The 19,536-nt window shown below is 65.8% G+C and carries 20 protein-coding genes; 3 read left to right on the top strand and 17 right to left on the bottom strand.

The genetic code is table 11. The annotated features are described in order from the left end of the window. Positions 1-18: 18 nt before the first annotated feature. The 3 genes from BM125_RS05265 to BM125_RS05275 form a co-directional block, all read right to left on the bottom strand. Entirely contained in the window at positions 19-2,289 is a 2,271-nt protein-coding gene (locus tag BM125_RS05265) for a hypothetical protein (protein WP_092405648.1), read from the bottom strand. Between the two features lie 141 nt (positions 2,290-2,430). Beyond that, positions 2,431-3,108, bottom strand: coding sequence for a signal peptidase I (lepB, locus tag BM125_RS05270; protein WP_092405650.1), 678 nt, complete (start codon positions 3,106-3,108; stop codon positions 2,431-2,433). 75 nt (positions 3,109-3,183) lie between these two features. Continuing rightward, positions 3,184-3,534 (bottom strand): winged helix-turn-helix transcriptional regulator, encoded by a 351-nt coding sequence (locus BM125_RS05275; RefSeq protein ID WP_092405652.1) that lies wholly within the window; start codon positions 3,532-3,534, stop codon positions 3,184-3,186. 129 nt (positions 3,535-3,663) lie between these two features. Between BM125_RS05275 and BM125_RS05280 the strand changes: the two genes are divergently transcribed. Both BM125_RS05280 and gstA read left to right on the top strand, forming a co-directional pair. Then, the gene (locus tag BM125_RS05280; RefSeq protein ID WP_092405654.1) at positions 3,664-4,725 is read left to right on the top strand and encodes an NAD(P)H-dependent flavin oxidoreductase; all 1,062 of its coding nucleotides are present in this window, start codon (positions 3,664-3,666) and stop codon (positions 4,723-4,725) included. A 62-nt stretch (positions 4,726-4,787) separates the two neighbouring features. Beyond that, positions 4,788-5,396, top strand: coding sequence for a glutathione transferase GstA (gene gstA, locus BM125_RS05285; RefSeq protein WP_092405656.1), 609 nt, complete (start codon positions 4,788-4,790; stop codon positions 5,394-5,396). 84 nt (positions 5,397-5,480) lie between these two features. Here the strand turns inward: gstA and BM125_RS05290 are convergent, their stop codons facing one another. From BM125_RS05290 to typA, 13 genes are all read right to left on the bottom strand, one after another. Further along, positions 5,481-6,110: a glutathione S-transferase family protein gene (locus tag BM125_RS05290; RefSeq protein ID WP_092405658.1), complete on the bottom strand. Its 630-nt coding sequence runs from the start codon at positions 6,108-6,110 to the stop codon at positions 5,481-5,483. Between the two features lie 129 nt (positions 6,111-6,239). Beyond that, a complete protein-coding gene (locus BM125_RS05295; protein ID WP_092405660.1) occupies positions 6,240-7,334 on the bottom strand; it encodes an SAM-dependent methyltransferase in 1,095 nt (364 codons plus the stop codon). A gap of 136 nt (positions 7,335-7,470) precedes the next feature. Beyond that, entirely contained in the window at positions 7,471-8,268 is a 798-nt protein-coding gene (locus BM125_RS05300) for a DUF1295 domain-containing protein (protein ID WP_092405662.1), read from the bottom strand. Beyond that, positions 8,265-8,819, bottom strand: a complete 555-nt coding sequence (locus tag BM125_RS05305) for a DUF2878 domain-containing protein (RefSeq protein ID WP_092405664.1) — start codon at positions 8,817-8,819, stop codon at positions 8,265-8,267. Before BM125_RS05305 ends, BM125_RS05300 begins: the two co-directional genes overlap by 4 nt. Positions 8,820-9,029: 210 nt before the next feature. Continuing rightward, positions 9,030-10,343, bottom strand: a complete 1,314-nt coding sequence (locus BM125_RS05310) for an SAM-dependent methyltransferase (RefSeq protein ID WP_092405666.1) — start codon at positions 10,341-10,343, stop codon at positions 9,030-9,032. Further along, positions 10,340-11,218, bottom strand: coding sequence for a DUF1365 domain-containing protein (locus tag BM125_RS05315; protein ID WP_092406002.1), 879 nt, complete (start codon positions 11,216-11,218; stop codon positions 10,340-10,342). Before BM125_RS05315 ends, BM125_RS05310 begins: the two co-directional genes overlap by 4 nt. Then, entirely contained in the window at positions 11,215-12,459 is a 1,245-nt protein-coding gene (locus BM125_RS05320) for an NAD(P)/FAD-dependent oxidoreductase (RefSeq protein ID WP_092405668.1), read from the bottom strand. Before BM125_RS05320 ends, BM125_RS05315 begins: the two co-directional genes overlap by 4 nt. Continuing rightward, positions 12,459-13,424 (bottom strand): acyl-CoA desaturase, encoded by a 966-nt coding sequence (locus BM125_RS05325; protein WP_175497925.1) that lies wholly within the window; start codon positions 13,422-13,424, stop codon positions 12,459-12,461. Before BM125_RS05325 ends, BM125_RS05320 begins: the two co-directional genes overlap by 1 nt. A 111-nt stretch (positions 13,425-13,535) precedes the next feature. Beyond that, complete coding sequence (locus BM125_RS05330) at positions 13,536-14,258, bottom strand: anti-sigma factor (RefSeq protein WP_092405672.1); 723 nt, start codon at positions 14,256-14,258, stop codon at positions 13,536-13,538. Further along, on the bottom strand, positions 14,255-14,818 hold the full coding sequence (locus BM125_RS05335; RefSeq protein ID WP_092405674.1) for a sigma-70 family RNA polymerase sigma factor: 564 nt from the start codon (positions 14,816-14,818) through the stop codon (positions 14,255-14,257). The genes BM125_RS05330 and BM125_RS05335 overlap by 4 nt, the downstream gene beginning before the upstream one ends. Before the next feature lie 71 nt (positions 14,819-14,889). Continuing rightward, the gene (locus tag BM125_RS05340; RefSeq protein WP_092405676.1) at positions 14,890-15,267 is read right to left on the bottom strand and encodes a DUF4345 domain-containing protein; all 378 of its coding nucleotides are present in this window, start codon (positions 15,265-15,267) and stop codon (positions 14,890-14,892) included. A 474-nt stretch (positions 15,268-15,741) separates the two neighbouring features. Then, positions 15,742-16,422 carry a Dph6-related ATP pyrophosphatase gene (locus BM125_RS05345; protein ID WP_281243926.1) on the bottom strand — a complete coding sequence of 227 codons (681 nt, stop codon included), beginning with the start codon at positions 16,420-16,422 and terminating at the stop codon, positions 15,742-15,744. 2 nt (positions 16,423-16,424) lie between these two features. Next, positions 16,425-18,254, bottom strand: a complete 1,830-nt coding sequence (gene typA / locus BM125_RS05350) for a translational GTPase TypA (RefSeq protein ID WP_092405678.1) — start codon at positions 18,252-18,254, stop codon at positions 16,425-16,427. A 322-nt stretch (positions 18,255-18,576) separates the two neighbouring features. Between typA and BM125_RS05355 the strand changes: the two genes are divergently transcribed. Further along, the gene (locus tag BM125_RS05355) at positions 18,577-19,095 is read left to right on the top strand and encodes a peptidylprolyl isomerase (RefSeq protein ID WP_092405680.1); all 519 of its coding nucleotides are present in this window, start codon (positions 18,577-18,579) and stop codon (positions 19,093-19,095) included. A gap of 153 nt (positions 19,096-19,248) precedes the next feature. On the opposite strand, the gene BM125_RS05360 is transcribed toward BM125_RS05355, so the two are convergent. Beyond that, positions 19,249-19,518 (bottom strand): GlsB/YeaQ/YmgE family stress response membrane protein, encoded by a 270-nt coding sequence (locus BM125_RS05360; RefSeq protein WP_092405682.1) that lies wholly within the window; start codon positions 19,516-19,518, stop codon positions 19,249-19,251. Positions 19,519-19,536: the final 18 nt, after the last annotated feature.

The following is a 19,536-nucleotide window of genomic DNA, read 5'->3' on the forward strand; positions in this document are numbered from 1 at the left end:
CGGGACTCGCCCACCCCCTCAGTTCTGGATGCGTATCTGGATCGGGTAGTAGGCTCCCGAGAGGTCCGCCGCATCCCACAGGTAGGTTTCGTTGCCATAGCTCGGGTGGCTTTTCAGACCCGAGGGCGTGCTTGCCTGGACGAAGATCTCGTAGTCGCCGTTGGCGAATTCGCGCGTATCGAACGGGCGCGTGTAGCGACCCTGCGGAGCGGGTACGTCACGCGCCGTGTCGATGGCCATGACCGCATTGCCGGGCGGCGTGCCGATACCGGCGGGGCGCAGGAAGACCTCGACCGTGCTGATGCCGGTCGTGCCACCCGTGCTCCAGACCTCGGTGCTGGCGACCGGAAAGACCATCAGCTCCGGCGCCCAGTTCGCGTAGCTGTGGTTGCCGACGACCATGGTCAGCGGCACGACGCCGCTGATGGTGATGCGCGTCGGCGGAACATCATGGATCAGGTGCTCCTCGTCGATCTGGGTACTGCCGATCTGCTCGAAGCGCGCCGGCGGCCCGAGCCTCGGCAGCTCGCTGTGCAAGGGGAACGGATGGATCGCGGCCGGCGGCGTGTAGGCCGGCGCGCTGCCCGGCGGATAGAACACTTCCAGATGTACGTCGATGATGCCGGTGTTGTCGGCGAAGAACCGGAAGCGGTTGTCACCGATCGCCAGCGGCGAACTGCCACCCTGGACGAGGTCGCCAAGCTTGATCCGTACCGTGCTCGGAACCGCCCAGTCGAGCAGCTCGGGGACGTTCGGGACGCTGTTGTTCCCGCGTGGCGGCAACGGGTAGCTGGCGCCGTCGTTGAGCGTGACGTGATCGCCGGGGACGAGGTTGAACGAGGAGTAGTCGCCCATCTGGTAGGTCCACACCAACCAGGCTTCGGCCGTCGCCCCGGCCTGGGTCGGGCGCAGATCGTCGGGGACCTTGATCGTGAAGGTCGGGAATTCGGAATTCCAGCGGCTCGATTTCTGGTAGTCGGTGCCGGCGATGCGGGTCACGTAGTTGTGCACGCTGCGCGGCTCGACCACCGGCCCGTCGAATCCGAAGTTGTCCCAGTGCACGAGGTAGTAGGGATTGGCGTCCTTCGGCGTGTTGTAACCGAAGGCGATCCAGAGTGGCTCGTAGTCACCGGCGGCGAGCGTCCACGGCGCGAACGGCGCATCGATGACGCTGCGTCCGTCGATGCGCACCTCGATGCCGTCGGTGCCGACGCGCACGTCGAAGGCGCGGCGCACGTTGGAGACGGCCTGGCGTCCGGCCGCTTCCATGTCGACCGAGGCAATCTGGTGCGAAGCGCCGTCCATGCCGATCAGGTTGACGCTGAAGGTCTGGAACTGCGCACGCAGGCGCAGCATGCCGGCCGGCAGGCCGGTCGCTCCCTCCATGTCGAAGAAATCGGCATGTCCGGTGACGTCGGTACGGACCGGATTGAGATCGAGATACCAGACCGAACGCGGACTCAGCGGACTGTCCATGTCGAAGACGATGCGACGACGCACGCCGTTCTCGATGCGCAACGGCTTGCGAAAGCGTTGCGAGGTCTGCGACTTGTCGCCGGTATTGTCGACGCGCGTACCGTTCAGCGAATGGGCATGGAACTGGTCGTTGATGAAGAACAGGTTGAAGCGAGGATCGGTCGAGGTGACCGTGGCATTGTTCCACAGGGTTTCGTCGGCCGGTCCGAGCGGCAGGTTGAAATCGTCGAAATAGGTCATCGCGGTGCGCAAGGCATTGACGCGCGTGGCGTCGCCGCCATTGAACAGTTGCTCGTTCGCGTAGCTGGTGATTTCGCCGAGCGAGTTGATGCGTTGCACGCGCACCCGGTACGGCGCGTCATTGAGCAGCGGCTGGACCTGGACGCGACGGTTGCCGGTGACCAGCCAGCGCGTGGCGGAGAGGGTGGCGCTGTCATGGCCATGCTCACTGAGGCAGCCGATCGAGCCGTCCTTTCGTATTGCAGCGGGCAGGGCGCCCGGCGGCGGCCCAGCCTGGCCCTCGGGCCACCAGCTGACCAGGAAGCCGGCGGCATCGTTGCCGTTGCCGTCCATCGTCCACCACTGGCCCCAGGCATTTTCGCCGTCGTAGTCCATCTCGAGCGTGGCGACGCGATCGTCGCGCAGGATATTCACGATCGGGGCGGGTTCGAGCGGCTCGAAACCGGAGCGGAAGACCGACTCGGCCATCGCCATGGGTGCGGCCAGGACCAGCCAGGCGCCGAGCGCAAGGACGGCCGCGCGAGACGGGCGGGCGCGGGCGAAGAAATCGGAACAGCCACGATGCAGGGTCATCGGCGGTATCCGGCAGTTTGGGCGCGCTGAGTCTAGGCCCGCGCTGCCAGCCGAAACGAGCGTCTTGTCACACCTGCGCCGGCCCGGCCCGGAAAGGCTCCGGATCTGCCAGCCGTGGGCCTTCTGCGGATTCCCGGAAGTTCAGCGCACCGGGTCGAGGCGGCTGATGGTGCGATCGAAGCGTGGCTTCCAGTTGGCCTTGATGTCGGCGGAGACGAGGATGCGCCCGGCGCGGCCGATCAGCAGCTTGCGCGGAACGAATCCGATGAAGCGCGAATCCTCGCTGTTGTCACGGTTGTCGCCCATCATAAAGTACTGCCCGGGCGGCACCTCGACCGGGCCGAAGTTGCTGGCCGGGTTGCGCGTCGGCAGGAACTGCACGGCATGCGGATGACCACCCAGGTCTTCGGTCGCACGCGTGGCCTCGACATAGCGGCCGTAGCCGATCGGTTCGCTGACCTGGGTCAGGTCGCTGTAGTCGACCGCGTCGTCGTTGATGAAGAGCCGGTTGTCACGAAGCTCGACGACATCGCCCGGAACCGCAACCAGGCGCTTGATCAGGCGCGTGCCGTCCTTCGGCGAGGAGAACGTGACGATGTCGCCGCGCTGCGGCTCACCGAGACGGAACAGCGACACATCGGTCAGCGGGATCTTCAGGTCGTAAGCGAGCCGGTTGACCAGAACAACGTCGCCTTCGAGGATGGTCGGTCGCATCGAGCCGGTCGGCACCGGGTTCCAGTCGGCGATGGCCGTGCGGAACAGACCGAGGCAGAGAACGAAGACGAGAATGCCGCGATTGTTCCTGATCCAGTTTTTCATCGGAGTTTTCCGCTGGGTTGAATGTCACAGACCGCCGCAATCCGCAGAAAGTTTCGGGGCCGCTCCATAGCCTGCTCAACAAGACACGGCGCGGAGTTTCAGCTTCGTGCCGACCGCAGCGAGCGACTTGATGGCCGGGATCAGCTCGCGTCCGAGCTCGGTCAGATCGTACTCCGCCGATGGCGGCGACGAATCCACCAGGCGACGCACGACGATGCCGCGCGATTCGAGTTCGCGCAAGCGCGCACTGAGGACGCGCGCGGAAATCCGCGGAATGTCGTGGCGCAGTTCGCCGAAGCGGCGCGGGCCGCCGCTCAGATACCAGATTACGTTCGGCGCCCAGGCGCCGCGCAACATCGCCATGCACTCGGTGAGTGGGCAGTTCGGCGGAAATTCGACGCTGGATTTGCGCACCGGCAGCGCCATGGTCGTGATCGGAAAGTTGAGTGGTAACCAACTGGATACCACATTTTTAGGGTTACTGCCAGTTATGTAGTATCCAGTGGATACCGAACCCGGGTACCATCACCCATCGCGGATCATCTGGAGTCGCCCATGAATAACCACCCCGTTTCCGAGGCCGCGGCGCGCCTCGGCATCGAGCACCCGATCGTGCAGGGTCCGTTCGGCGGTGGTCTTTCGACCGTCGAGCTGGCGGCTGCGGTGTCGCGTCTCGGTGGCCTCGGCTCCTACGGAGCGCACGGCCTCGCACCCGAACGCATCGGCGAGGTCACGGCCGCCATCCGCCACCGTACCGATGCGCCATTTGCCATGAACCTGTGGATTTCCGATCACGATCCGGGCGGCCTGGCGCTGAGCCCAGAGGCGTTCGATCGCGTCTACGCCCTGTTCGAGCCGTGGTTCCGCGAGCTCGGTGTCGACAAGCCGGAAATGCCCGAGCGTTACCACGCCGAGTACGCTGCCCAGATCGACGCCTTGCTCGAAGCGCGACCACCGGTCTTCAGTTTCGTCTTCGGCATTCCCGACCGGCGCGTGCTCGAGGAATGCCGTCGTCTCGGCATCGTCACGGTCGGCGCCGCGACCTCGATCGCCGAGGCCGAAGCGCTCGATGCAGCACGGGTCGACCTGATCGTCGCCACCGGTGCCGAGGCCGGCGGGCATCGTCCGTCTTTCCTGCAGCGCGCCGAGGACTCGCTGATCGGCACCTTCGTCCTGGTCCAGCTCGTTGCCGACCGGGTCAGTGTGCCGGTCATCGCCGCCGGCGGTATCGCCGATGCACGTGGCCTGCGCGCGGCGCGCGCGCTCGGCGCCGGCGCGGCGCAGATCGGGACGGCGTTCCTGGCCTGCGAGGAGTCGGGCACGCACGAGGCCCATCGGCAGCGCCTGTTCGGGCCCGACGCGCGACAGACCACGCTCACGCGCAGCTTCACCGGCCGGCTGGCGCGCGGCTTGCGCAACCGCTGGACCGAGCAGATGGGCCAGCAGCCTGAGACGCTGCCACCGTTTCCGGTGCAAGGCTGGTTCGTTTCGAAATTGCGCGCCGCCGCAATCGCCGCCGGGCGCGATGATCTGGTCTCGCTGTGGAGCGGACAGATCGCCCCGAACCTGCGCCATCGCCGTGCCGCCGACCTGATGCAGGCACTGATCACCGACTGAATTCCCGGCCGGGCCTGGTCGGCAGATCGAGCCCGGCATTCCCACCCCAGCAAGGAGTTTCCATGAAGCTGTATTACGCACCGGGCGCATGCTCGCTTTCGCCACATATCGTCGCCAATGAAATCGGCATCACGCTCGAGCTCGAGAAGGTCGACACCAAGACCAAGCAGACCGAGCACGGCAATGACTACCTGGCGATCAATCCAAAGGGCTACGTACCCGCCCTGCGCCTCGACGACGGCGCGCTGCTGACCGAAGGTCCGGCCATCGTCCAGTACCTGGCCGACCAGAAGCCGGACTCCGGCATCGCCCCGGCCAATGGCACGCTGGCGCGCTATCGCCTGCAGGAAATGCTCGGCTACATCAATTCCGAGCTGCACAAGACCTACAGTCCGCTGTTCAATTCGAACACCACCGATGCCGTGCGCGCGGATCGCGAGGCCTACCTGCGCAAGCGCTATGCCCTGGTCGAACAGACGCTTTCTAACCAGCCGTTCCTGCTCGGCGACCAGTTCAGTGCGGCCGACGCCTACCTGTTCACGGTGACCAATTGGGCCAGGGTGCTCAAGCTCGACCTCTCGGAGTTTCCGAACCTGATGGCCTTCCAGAAGCGGGTCGCCGAGCGGCCGGCTGTGCAGAGCGCCATGCGCGAAGAAGGACTGATCAAGTAATCGGATCCCTCCCCGCACCTCGCCGGAACGGTGCGGTGCGGTATTTGCCCTTGCAGCGGCGAACGCTCGATCAAATGCAGACGGTCAGCCGCCGCCATTCTCGGCGGGCCATGGATCGGCCCATGCCGGCAGGCGCTCGAGCGTGTCGAGCCAACGTACGATGTTCGGGAAAGGCACGAGCGGCATGGCCAATTCGCGCCAGTAGCGGGCCATCGAGGCGAGCTGGAAATCGGCGATGGTCAGGCGTCCGCAGCAGACATGTTCGCGATCCTCGAGGTGCGCATCGAGCACCCTTGCGCAGCGACGCAGTCCGGCGACCTTGTCTTCAAGCGCTGCGAGGTCGGGCGGCCCGAGTGCGAACGTCGTCTTGACGATGTATTCGAAATAGAACGGCGCGACGGCCGGTTCCCAGTGGCCGAGATCCCAGCTGATCCAGCGCAGGACTTCGACCTGCTCGTCCGGATTCTGCGCCGGCCACATGTCCGAGCCCTCGCGGATGCACAGGTAGGCCATGATCGCGCTCGATTCCCACAACACCCGGTCGCCATCGACCAGCGTCGGTGCCTTCATGTTCGGGTTCAGGCGTGCATAGTCGGAGAAGCGCAGCTCTCCGGCCTTGGCGTCGAGGTGGATGAATTCGGCATCGATGCCGAGATGCCTGGCCAATGCGAGTACGCGTCGCGGGGCCTGGGCCCTGATCCAGTAGATTTGCACGAAACGGCCTCCTGTAGCGTGGGATTCATCGGTATCGACGAACGGAAAGACGCCGGATCGACATCGCTCGCGAAGCGCTCAGGCAGGATCATCTTCGCGGGACGCGGTCCCATCGCCCGCGGCGATCGATCATCGAGCGCGCACGAAGCGGTAGTGCGCAACCTGCCACTCGCTGCCGCCGGCATAGCCGAACAGTTCGGCACAGGCCATCCAGAACATGCGCCAGCGCTGGTTCCAGAGCCGGGCCTGGTGCGGGCCGTAGGCTTCCTCGAGGACCTGCATCACCGCATCGCGATTGCGGTCCTGGTTGGCGAGCCAGGCGTTGGCGGTCTTCTCATAGTGCGTGCCGGAGAGCAGCCAGCGTTCCTCGATCACAACCTCGCGCTGGAAGTGCAACAGGGTATCGGCGGCCGGCATCAGCCCGCCGGTGAAGAAGTGGCGACCCATCCAGTTGTCCTCGCCCTGCGTCTCGAACGGATAGGCCAGGGTCTTGTGGCAGAAGATGTGGACGAACAGCTTGCCACCGGGCTTGAGCCACGCACCGACGCGCTGCAGCAGGTGTTCGTAGTTGCGCATGTGCTCGAACATCTCGATCGAAACGACGCGATCGAAGCGGCCGCTGTCCAGGCTCAGGACGTTGATGTCGGCGGTGATGACCTCGACATTGGCCAGGCCGCGTTCGCGGCAGCGCGCCTCGATGAATTCGCGCTGCGGCAGCGAATTGGAGACTGCGGTGATGCGCGCATTCGGGAAGCGCGCGGCCATCCATAGGGTCAGCGAGCCCCAGCCACAGCCGAGCTCGAGGATCTGCTGGCCATCGGCGAGTTCGGCGCGCTCGCCATAGAGGCCGAGCATGCGCGCCTCGGCGGCGTCGAGATCGGGCGTCGAATCGTCCCAGTAGCAGGCGCTGTACTTGAGGTGGCGGCCGAGACAGAGTCTGAAGAACGCGGGTGGCAGTTCGTAATGCTGGGTGTTGGCGGCATCGGTCTCGATCGCGATCGGGCTGGCGCGCAGTTCATCGACGCGCGCGCGCTGGCGTTCGGCAGTGGCTTCGACGCCGCCGGCCGACTCTTCTTGCAGGCGCACCGCGCACATGCGCCGGATGCCGAGACGCAGGAGCGCATCAGGAAGCCGGCCGCGCTCGGCCCAGCGGGTCGCCAGGCTCTCGTGTGCCTGCGCGCTTTCGTCGCGACGGTCAGGGTTGGAAAGGGTCTGTGTTGTCATCGGCTTTTCCTGTATCGGTGCATGGCGCGGTCCGGGGCGGACTTGGACCCATCCGAACGGTTCGCGGTGTCCGCCTCGCGTGTCGTGCCCCCGGTCGGGCCAGCGCCGTGGGGGTTCGCTCGGGTTTGGCAGTCAGCTACGGGTTGTTTTGAGGCTCACGCGGAAACCATGGGATCAGCGGGCTGGTCGTGCGCTGGTATTCGCGGTAGTCGTCGCCACGCGAGCGCAGGGCCTGGGCTTCGGTGTAGGGAATGCCGGTCACCCAGTACAGGGTGCAGAGCATCAGGGTCGGGCCGACCAGGCTGGCAAGGACCCAGCCCGCGCCGCTGCCGACGGCCAGGGCGACATAGGCGAACCAGTGCAGCCACTCGAAGAAATAGTTCGGGTGGCGCGAGTAGCGCCACAAACCGCGCCGGCAGGTCTTGCCCCTGTTGGAAGGGTCGGCACGGAATGCAGCGAGCTGGCGGTCGGCGACCGATTCGCCGACCAGGGCGATGGCCCAGATCAGCACGGCGACGATGCTCCAGGGCGTCCATTCCCCGACCGGGTTGTGCGCGGCGATCCAGAACGGCAGCGAGAACAGCGCAGTCAGCAGGCCCTGGGCAAGGAAGAAGACGAGGAACTTGGTCTGGTTGTCGTTCCAGCGCTGGCGCAGGGCGACATAGCGTCCGTCCTCGCTTTCATTCAGGACACGGTGCCAGATGTAGGCGGCCAGACGCGCGCCCCAGAGCGCACCCATGACGCCGACCAGCAGGCGCGGCAGTGCGGCACCCGAACCGGTCCAGGCGTAGAACACGGCACTTGCCGCCATGCCGGTCGACCACAGGGCATCGACGATGCCGGCATTGCGCGTGCGGCGCTGGTACAGCCAGCCGCCGACCATCATCACGCTGGCCGCGGCCCAGACAATCAGGATCGACGCTGCTCCGCTCATGGCGCCCTCATCAGTGGCAGCGGCAAGGAATCATCGGGCCCGCGACCGAAGTGTCGCGCGGCCAGGCTCAGGACCAGCATCGCCACGAACCAGCACAGGCCGAGCACGCCGAGGGCGATCTCGACCGGTGCGATGATGGTAACGGCTCCCCAGGCCCGGGCCGCGACGTAGTACGTGGTCGGTCCGACAATCGCCGCCAGCGGCACGACCAGCAGCGGTCGTTCGGTCAGCCAGCGCATCGAGTGGTTGAGGGTCAGGGCGAAGCCGGCCCACAGCGACAGGATCCAGAGTGGCGCGACCGGCGCTGCCGGAATCGCGGCGGCGTATTGCGAAAGCCCCGCGGCGGCCATCAGCGTGTCGGTGGCAAAACCGAGGGCCAGGGCCAGCCACATCAGGCTGAAGTCACCGCGCAGGCGCACGTCAGGGCGTCGGTGATAGGCCGCAAAGGCCAGGAATGCTGCCGGTCCGGCCCACCAGATGCCATAGGCGGCGCCGCCGACCGCGGCGAACCAGACCAGCTGGAATGCGATGAAGTTGATCCAGGTTTTCATGCTTGCCTGCCGATGGAGCGAAGGTCAATCGGGCGGTCGCCGTTCCGGATGTCCGTGCCGGAGGTCGACCCGACGAACCGCGCGACCGGCAATCCTCCAGCGCTCGAGGATACGCTGGATCCCCGCGTTCGCCGGATCAACGCAAATCGACGGACAGGGTACCTCGCCTGGGGCCGCGGAGATTCGTTGTCGAGGGGGTGACGGTCCATTTCAATCGGCCGCGCTGGCCAGACGAGGCGCGAACTGCGGCGGCCGCGCACCGGGCTTGCACAGCAGCATCTGCACATCGCCGATCGAGCGCTCGAGGAAGCCGCCCTCGCAGTAGCTCAGGTAGAACAACCACATGCGGATGAAGCGATCGGGATAGCCGAGCTGGCGCACCGCGTCGATGCGGGCCACGAAGCGTTGCCGCCAGGCGCGCAGCGTCAGCGCGTAGCTCGGGCCGATATCCTCGAGGTTGAACAGTTTCATGTCGCCGGTGCGGGCGAGCGCGCCGGCCATGACGCCGACCGATGGTATGAAGCTGCCCGGAAAGATGTGGCGCTTGATGAAGTCGACCGCCTTGAGCGCCTTGCGGTAGCGATGGTCCTCGATCGTGATCGCCTGGATCAGGGCCATGCCGTCTTTCTCGAGCAGGCGGTTGACGGTTCGGAAGTAGGTATCGAGGTACTGGTGGCCAATCGCCTCGATCATCTCGATCGAGACGAGGCGATCGAAGCGGCCCTCAAGATCGCGATAGTCCTCGAGCAGCAGGGTGATGCGATCGCCGAGGCCGGCGGCGTCGATGCGCTGGCGGGCCAGGTCGTGCTGCTCGCGCGAGATGGTCGTGGTCGTCACCCGGCAGCCATAGTGGCGGGCCGCGTGCAGGGCGAAGCCGCCCCAGCCGGTACCGATTTCGAGCACGTGGTGTTCGGGGCCGAGCCCGAGTTTGCGGCAGATCCGGTCGAGCTTGCGCGTCGACGCGGATTCCAGCGTGTCGTCCGCGGCCTCGAACAGGGCCGAGGAATACATCATGTTTTCGTCAAGGAACAGCCGGAACAGATCGTTGCCGAGATCGTAATGCGCTGCGATGTTGCGGCGACTGCCGCGCCGCGTGTTGCGCATCAACGCGCTCCAGCCGCGCATGGCCCAGCCACCGAAGCGGGCGAGTCCGGTTTCCATGGCGTCGAGGTGGTCGCGGTTGCGCACGAGGATGCGGGTCAGGGCGACCAGGTCGTCGCAGTCCCAGAGGCCGTCCATGTAGGCCTCGCCGGCGCCGACGCTGCCATTCAGCCCGAGCTGGCGATAGAACGCCGGATCGTGGATGCGCACCTGGACCTGCAGGGTGTCGGCCGGATCGTCGGCAGGCGTTCCGAGCACGGTCTTTTGCCCGGCTTCCTCGATCGAGATGCGGCAGTCGCGCAGAGTTGCCAACGTATCGAGCAGGCGCCGGCGCAGGAGACGGTCGAGCCAGGACGCCGTGCCCTGATCGAAATCCGACGTTTCGATGGAGGCTTCGGTTCGGGTGATTTCCGGGTTGCTCATGGATGCGCAGCCTTCTTGTCGGGGTGGTCGTGGACGGGATTGCCGAGCAGCCAGAGACGCAGCGCCTGCCAGTGGATGGCGGCGACGATGCGCGTGGTCATCAGTGGATAGCGCCAAAGCATGCGGGCCAGGCCGAGCGCGTCGAGCGGTTTGCGGCGCAGGGTCAGGGTGGCATCGAAGGCGCGACTCGAATCGACCCCACGATGCATCACGTCCATGTGGATGAACAATGTTTCCGCCGGTGGCAGCAGGCGCCAGGCGTAGTCGTGCTGCATGGCCATGAACGGCGAGACATGGAAGCGCTTTTCGAAGCGCCAGCTCAGTGCTGCCGCGTGACGCTCGGCCTCGGCGACCGGCAGTACGTAGGCATGGCGTTCCTTCCATGGGGTGTTGGTGATTTCGGCGACGACCACATCGAGGGTGCAACCGTCGGCTTCGTAGCAGTAGTAGAAGCTGACCGGATTGAAGCTGTGGCCGAAGTAGCGCAGATGCGTGAGCAGGCGGATCGGCCCCGCCGGAATCCGCCCGATGGCCTCGGCCACGCGTGCGCGCACGGCGTCCTCGAGCGGCATGGTCGGATCGCCGAGGAAGTCGCTGCGCCGGAATTCGGCCAGGTTGCGACGGCCGATCGACCAGAACCAGCGACCGTTGAAGATGCGATCGAGTTCGCTGAGATCGAGAAACAGCATGGCCATGCGGTAGCGGAAGGCATGCGGGTGCGGCGAATGGCGACGGTGCAGGACCGTGCCTTCGTAAATCGCGCTGTGCAGGGCAGCTGGCGCTGCAACGGCATGCTGCGCCTGCGCCTGGCTCTCGCGCTGCGGGCGTTGGTCGCTGGCAAACGAACGTGCCAATGCGTCATGCGGCCTTTTCATCGCCATTCGGCTCCCAGGGCATTCGCGACTTCGACCGCACTGCGCATGCCGTCCTCGTGGAAGCCGAATCCCCAGTAGGCGCCGGCGAACCAGGTGCCGGACCTGCCCTGGATTTCGGCCTTGCGTTGCCGGGCCGCCGCCGATGCCGGCGTCTGCACGGGATGCCGGTAGTGGCGTCGGCACAGCACCCTGATCGGGTCGATCTCGGTGCTGCGGTTGAGGCTGACGATCAGCGCTTCGCTCGACTCGATCGATTGCAGCGCGTTCATCCAGTAGCTGACCGTGCACGGTGCATCGCGGTCGGCCGGAATGTGCGCATTCCATGCCGCCCAGGCGCGCCGATTGCGCGGCAGCAGGGTCGCATCGGTATGCAGGACGACATCGTTGTCCTGGTAGCCGAGATCGCCGAGGATCGCGCGCTCGTTTTCGCCGGGATCGGCGAGCAGGGCGAGTGCCTCGTCGGCATGACAGGCCAGCACGACCTGGTCGAACGACTCGACCCCGGCCGAGCTGTGCACGCTGACCCGGGGGCCATGCCGGCGCACGCTGCGTACCGGGCAACCGAGGCGTTCATCGACCTGCCAGCCGCGGTGCATCGCCTCGACGTAGCGAGCAGAGCCGCCGCTGACGACTCGCCATGACGGTCTGCCACTGACCTGCAGCATGTGATGGTTGGCCATGAAGCGGACGAGTTCGACGGCAGGGAAGTCGAGGATACGTCGTGCCGGCGACGACCACAGGGCCGATGCCATCGGCACCAGATGGTCGTCACGGAATGCCGGCGAATAGTGGTTTTGCTGCAAGTATTCGCCGAGCGTCGGCCCCGGCGTGTCCTGCGCGAGCAGGGCCGGCGCGTCGCGATAGAAGCGGCGCAGATCGGCCAGCATGCGCCAGAAGCGCGGGCGGAACAGATTTGCCGGCTGGCAGAACAGTCCGCGCAGCGAACCGGCGTTGTATTCGAGGCCGGTCGCTGCGTCCTGCGCCGAGAAGCTCATGGTGGTCGGCTGGGTGGCGACCCCGAGTTCGGCGAACAGGCGTGTCAGCAGCGGGTAGTGCTCGCGGTTGAAAACGATGAAACCGGTGTCGACCATGTGCCGTCGTGCGCCGACTTCGACCTCGTGGGTGTCGGTATGGCCGCCGAGCCGGTCGTTCTTCTCGTACAGCACGACCTCGTGCGCACGCGACAGCAGCCAGGCACTGGCGAGTCCGGCGATGCCCGATCCGACCACGGCAATGCGCATCAGGCCGACCTCGCTGCGTGCGCGGCAAGGATGGCGGCGGGCACCGGCTTGAGGTCGCGCACGAGGCCAACGGCAGCCATGCCGCGCAGCAGGTACCAGGTCAGGTCGAATTCCCACCAACGAAAGCCCTGGCGGGCGGCTCCCGGGAAATGGTGGTGGTTGTTGTGCCAGCCTTCACCGAACGTGAGCAGGGCGAGGATCCAGTTGTTGCGGCTGTCGTCGCGCGTATCGAAGCGCCGCGAACCGAACTGGTGGGCCAGCGAATTGATCGTCACGGTGGCATGGAACAGCACGATCGTCGAAACGAAGAAGCCCCAGACCAGCATCTGCGCGCCGCTGGTGCCGAGTTCCGGGCGGGTCTCGCCGAGCCAGCTGCCGAACCCGTACAGGGAGGCGGCGAGCAGGACCGGCATGAGCAGGTCGAAGCGGTCGATCAGGCGCAGTTCGGGGAAGCGGCGGAAATCCGGAATGGCCTCCCAGTTCGTGCGGAATCCGCGCGGGGTCAGGAACCAGCCCATGTGCGCCCAGAGAAAACCGTGTTGCCGCGGCGAATGCATGTCCTCGGGCGTGTCGGTATGGCGATGATGGTGGCGATGGTGCGCGGCCCACCACAGCGGCCCGCGCTGCACGCACATCGCGCCGATCGCGGCAAAGACGAACTGCACCGCGCGCGAGGTGCGGAAGGCGCGATGCGAGAAGTAGCGGTGGTAGAACCCGGTCAGGGCGAACATGCGCATGGCGTAAAGGAGCGCTGCGACCAGCAGCGCAATCCTTGACACGCCAACCCATATGACGCCGATGCAGGCGATGTGCATGGCGATGAACGGGATCGCCCGCAGCCAGTCGATGCGATCGGCGTCCTCGTCCGGCGACACCGGTTCGGCCGAGTCGATCCAGCGGCGCAAGCTCGAGGCGATCCGCGCGTTGCGGAAGGATCGGGCGGTGCGCCCGCTTCTTGGTGGCATCTGGAAAACGTCCGGTTCCGTGCTTGGTGCCGATATACGCAGGAACGCGCGCCACGGATGCAGGCAGCGTCCACGCCGTCTGCCTGCCGACGCATGGGCGCGTACACCCGATCAGAGCAAGGCGATTCCACCCTTGGCAATGACAGGACCGGATGGCACGGCATGCGGCGCGCCCTCATGCGGTTCGAGCGTGATCGCGAACACCGCGCTGGTGCCGACATCGGCCAGCATCCGGTCGGGAATCCTGATGACCTGGGCACGTTCCGGCTCGACCAGGCCCAGCGAGAGCGGGGCTTGCCCCTGCGGGATCAGCCAGAGTTCCTGTGCGCGACCGTCGGCGGGCGCGCCGACCAGCGGCGTGATGGTCAGGCTGGCCTTGTCGGCCGATACCACGGCGACGAAGCCGGGCGCGCCATTGTCGTCGGCCAGGGTCGAAACGAGGGCATGGGCGGTCGGCGGTGCGATCAGGCGCGGCGTGCTGAACAGCACAAAGGCACAGGCCGCGGCCGCGGCCAGCGCGCCGCCGGCGAGCCAGCGCCAGAACGTGAGGCTTTGCCACAGGCCTGGCCGGGAGACCGCCTTGGGCCGGCTTGCCGGGATCTCGAGGGCGGCGCAGATCCGCTGCCAGACGTAATCCGGGACCGGGACCGCCGCGACCTGGGCCAGCAGGGGCATGAAGCGGGATTCCCAGGCGGCGACCTCGCGAGCGAATCCGGCATCGCCGGCGATGCGCGATTCCGCCTCGCGCCGTTCGCCCGCATCGAGAACGCCAAGCACGTACTCGGCGGCCATGTTGCTTGGGGGCGGTGCGCCCTGGCTGTCGGTCGTATTCATCGTTCGAGACAGGCCTTGAGCTTGAGCAGGCTGCGACGGATCCAGCTCTTCACCGTGCCGAGCGGATTTCCGCTGCGCTCGGCGAGTTCCTCGTAGGTTGCGCCCTCGAAGAAGGCGATGCGCACGAGCTTCCTCCGCGGCGCTTCGAGTTCATCGAGACAGACTTCGATGCGTTCCCGGTCCTGTGCCGATTCGGCGCTGTCGACGGCCGACGCGTCGCTCTCCAGTTCGTCGAGTTCGATGGCCGCCTGCTGGCCGCCGCCGGCGTTCGCACGCAGCCGGTCGATCGCCTTGTTGCGGGTCATCATCGACAACCAGGTCATCGCGCTGGCGCGACTGGCGTCGAACATCTCCGCCTTGCGCCAGATCGCCATGAAGACTTCCTGCAGCACTTCCTCGGCCTCGGCGCGTTGCGGCAGCACCCGCAGGCAGATGCCGAACAATTTCGACGAGGTCGTTCGATAGAGCCTTTCGAAGGCGGCGTTGTCGCCACCGGCAATTGCAAGCAGCAAATGATCCAGGCTGTCGCCATCGCCAGGACGCGGGTTTGCCTCGGCCATTCCAATCCCCGGATACTTTTCGATCTCCCGGGTGGATCGTACAGGGTTCAAAAAACTTTCACCGCATCCGTTCAGTCCAGCGCATCGAGCCGCAGCCAGAGTGCGATGGCGGCCGCCGTCAACAGGACTTCGAGCGCGCCGGTGGCCAGGGTGGTCGCCGAGACCGGCCAGAATCGCAGCACGCTGACGATGCGGAAAAGCAGGATCGGCACATAGATGGCCAGGGAGAAGATCAGCCCAAAGCGGTGGTTGCCGCTCAGGGCCGCCCACGCGAACAGGAAGGCGAAGCCGAACTGCATGCCGCCATAGATCACGGCGTACTCGGAGCGGCCCGAACTCGACAGTTCGATGAATCCGATCGCCTGCGAGGTTCGCGTCGGCAGTACGGTGCACCAGAGCGCCAGCAGGGCATACAGCACGGCATTGATCCAGAGATACACGGCGGCCATGGGCGGTTTCCTTGGGCGAGGGTTGGCGTGCAGTAGACATGATCGGCGGCAGCAGATCAAAACACGCAGGTGCGGCGATGGCGTTCTGCACGGAGGTCCACGGGGTGACCAAGACTGTACAGCGTGTTGCAGGCGCCCGGCGCGGGTCGGCTGAGCGAGCAGGCGAGTCTGCCGCTGCGACCGCAAGGCCCGGGTATCCGGCAATTGCCGGCCAAGTCGCTGTGGCACGCCGGGCGCAAGTGGCGGGGCGCGAACGGGCGCCACGTCTGCCGTTGGGCGTGGCGTCGCCAGTCTGCCCGATTGGAAAATGTCATGGCTTCGCTGAAACAGTGGCGTTCACGGACTCCTATACGAGCAATGCGACGGGCCGGATGCAAGATCCGTCGGAGCCAATCCCGGGGCATCGGGTTCGTCACGTGGAGGCGGGGCATTCGCGCCCGGGATGCTGGCGGCCGTCGAGCCGCGGTCCTGCGTTCAGCCCAACTCGAGGTCGAGGCAGCGGAAGCGCTGCATGCGCGTGGTCATTTGCCCGCGGACCAGGGCCAGCGCAGTAGCGAACAGGGGACCCGCATGACACAGGGTATGGAATTCGCCGTTCTCCCCGCAGGCATCGGCGCCTTGCGGCAGTTCGGCCAGCAGCGATGCGTCGAATTCGCGGCCGCAGAACGCCTCGGGTAGCCGTTCGAGATCGACCGTGGTGACGATGGCGCGGTGTCCGGCATCCACGAACGCCGAAGCCAGCGCGCGCGTCGGTTCATTCCAGAGTGGGAATTCGGCCTTCCAGCCGATGCGTTCGAGGGCGGCCTCGCGCCAGCGCCGCAGGTCGTCCAGGAACAGATCGCCGAAGGCGATGTGGACCAGGCCCGGAGTCGTCCGTTGCGCGCTCGCGAGCGCGGCAGCGAAGGCGGCCAGGTAGACATCGTTCGGGGCCGGCCAGTCGATCGGCATTTCGATCAGGGGCAGTCGCAGGGCCGTCGCCTGGGCGCGCAGCACGCTACCCCGAACATCGTGCATCGCGACCCTGTCGGTGGATCGGTCCAGGGTCGTGAGCAGGCCGACGACATCCCAGCGCGGATCGGCGAGCAGCCGATCCAACGCCATCAGGCAATCCTTGCCGCCGCTCCAGGCCAGCAGGATGGGCTGCCCATCCGCCACGATCAGGCGGCGCGCGAGGCCCGCTTGCGATCGTTTTCGGTCAGGTGCTTCTTGCGCAGGCGGATCTGCTTCGGGGTGACCTCGACCAGTTCGTCGTCCTCGATGAACTCGAGCGCCTGTTCGAGCGACATCTTGACCGGCGGCGTCAGCTGCACGGTCTCGTCCTTGCCGGCGGCGCGGATGTTTGTCATCTGCTTGGCACGCAGGGCGTTGACGGTGAGGTCGTTGTCCTTGGCATGGATGCCGACCAGCTGGCCTTCATAGATCTCGTCGCCTTCACTGATCAGCAGGCGACCGCGTTCCTGCAGGCTGACCAGCGAGTAGGCCGGGGAGGGACCCTGGCCGTTCGAGATCATGACGCCGTTCGGACGCTTGGCGATCGCGCCTTCGGAGCGCGGGCCGTAGTGGTCGAAAACGTGGAAGAGCAGGCCGGTGCCGGCGGTGACGGTGCGGAATTCGGTCTGGAAGCCGATCAGGCCGCGCGCCGGGATCATGTACTCGAGGCGCGCACGACCGCGCCCGTCGAGTTCCATGTTGACCAGCTTGCCGCGGCGCGAGCCAAGGCGTTCCATGACGCCACCCTGGAACTGTTCCTCCATGTCGACGACCAGCTGCTCATAGGGTTCCTGCAGGACGCCGTCGATTTCCTTGACGATCACTTCGGGGCGCGAGACGGCCAGTTCGTAGCCTTCGCGGCGCATCGTCTCGATCAGCACCGAGAGGTGCAACTCGCCGCGGCCGGAGACCTTGAACTTGTCCGGATCCTCGGTTTCCTCGACCTTCATGGCGACGTTGTGCAGGGTTTCGCGCATCAGGCGCTCGCGGATCTGGCGGCTGGTCAGGAACTTGCCGCCACTGTGTTCCTTGACCCCGGCGAACGGCGAGTTGTTGACCTGGAAGGTCATGCTGATGGTCGGTTCGTCGACGTGCAGGACAGGAAGCTGCTCGGGGGCTTCCGGTGCACAGATCGTGTCGGAGATGCTCAGGCCCTCGATGCCGTTGATGGCGATGATGTCGCCGGCCTCGGCTTCGGCGACTTCGCGGCGCTCCAGGCCCATGAAGCCCAGCACCTGGAGGACCTTGGCGTTGCGCTTCTTGCCGTCCTTGTCGACCACGGCGACCTGCATGTTGGTCTTGACCTTGCCGCGCTGGATGCGGCCGATGCCGATCAGGCCGACGTAATTGCTGTAGTCGAGCTGGCTGATGCGCATCTGGAACGGACCGTCCGGATCGACCTGTGGCGGCGAGACGTGCTTCATGATCGCTTCGTAGAGCGGGGTCATGTCGCCCGAGCGCACGTCGGAATCGAGGCCGGCATAGCCGTGCAGGGCCGAGGCGTAGACGACCGGAAAGTCGAGTTGCTCATCGGTGGCGCCGAGGCGATCGAACAGGTCGAAGGTGGCGTTCAGGACCCAGTCCGGGCGCGCGCCGGGGCGGTCGACCTTGTTGATCACGACGATCGGCTTGAAGCCCATTTCGAAGGCTTTCTGGGTGACGAAGCGCGTCTGCGGCATCGGCCCGTCCATCGCGTCGACCAGGATCAGCACGGTATCGACCATCGACAGCACGCGCTCGACCTCACCGCCAAAGTCGGCGTGGCCCGGGGTGTCGACGATGTTGATGCGGTTGTCGCGCCAGGTGATCGCGGTGTTCTTGGACAGGATCGTGATGCCACGCTCCTTTTCCTGGTCATTCGAGTCCATGACCCGTTCGGCGAGCACGGTGCGCTCGCTGAAGGTGCCGGATTGCTTGAGCAGGCAGTCGACGAGGGTTGTCTTGCCATGGTCGACGTGGGCGACGATCGCAATGTTGCGGAGATTTTCGATGGACATACGAAGTACCGAACGACCTCGTGTGGGCCGTCGCAGGGAAGAAGGGGGTGCCGTCAAGGACTTGGCAGCCGCCTATTATGCCCGGATTTCATGTCTGGCGCTTGAATTGCCGAATTTTCGCGGAAGACACCGTTGCGTGCTCCCGGGCACGACGTCGCGGCCGAAATGGCCATGCAATCAATCTGTTGCCGGCGCAAGCGAGGTCAAGGGGCGGCCGCCCGCTGGCATTGCCGAGGCAGGACGGTGCCGCCCTCGCCACGTCTTCGGTTCAGCAAATCCGACAAATGGATTACCCTAGTCCGTTCGCAACGCGGAGCCCGCCATGAATTCCCCCACCCGTCTGACCGCCCTGATCACCACTTCGCGCGGTCCGATCCATATCAACCTGTTCGCCGACAAGACGCCGATCACGGTGGCCAATTTCGTCAATCTGGCCAAGCGCGGCTACTACGACGGCCTGACGTTCCACCGCGTCATTCCCGATTTCATGATCCAGGGCGGCTGCCCGAACGGCAGCGGCACGGGTGGCCCCGGCTATCGTTTCGAGGACGAGATCGTGCCGACCCTCAAGCACAATTCGGGCGGTGTGCTGTCGATGGCGAATGCCGGCCCCGGTACCAACGGCAGCCAGTTCTTCATCACCCACGTGGCCACCCCGTGGCTGGACGGCAAGCACACCGTGTTCGGCATGGTCGACGGCCCCGATGACCAGAAGGTCGTCGATGCGATCCGAGGCGGCGACACGATCGAATCGATCAAGATCGACGGCGACACCAGCGCTCTCTTCGAGACGGCCAAGGCGCATCTCGACAAATGGAACGCGGTGCTCGACGCGGCCTGAGCAACAACGAAGCGGCAACGCGGGTCGGGTCATCGAAGCCCGCGCCGCCCTTTGCGGCTCTCGCTACGGGAAGCAAACAACATAGGCAGCACTGACCCTGTCGAGCCCTACGACGTGGCTCGACAGGTCGTGAAAAGAATCGTGGACCCTGGCTCAGCGCTTGCGCGTCGCCAGCCCGTAGATGACGAGCAGGATGATCGCGCCGATGACCGAGCCGATGAAGCCGGCGGTCTGGCCCGGCTGGTACCAGCCCATGGTCTTGCCGAGGAAGGTGGCGAGGAACGAGCCGGCGATGCCGATCAGGATGGTGATGATGAACCCGCCGGGATCCCTGCCGGGTTTGAGGAACTTGGCCACGAAACCGACGATCAGGCCGATGATGATGGTCATGATGATGCCGTGCGTGCCGCCGAAAATATCCATTTGCCTTTCCCTCGTCAG

The sequence above is a fragment of the Dokdonella immobilis genome (assembly GCF_900115085.1).
Classification (GTDB): Bacteria; Pseudomonadota; Gammaproteobacteria; order Xanthomonadales; family Rhodanobacteraceae; genus Dokdonella; species Dokdonella immobilis.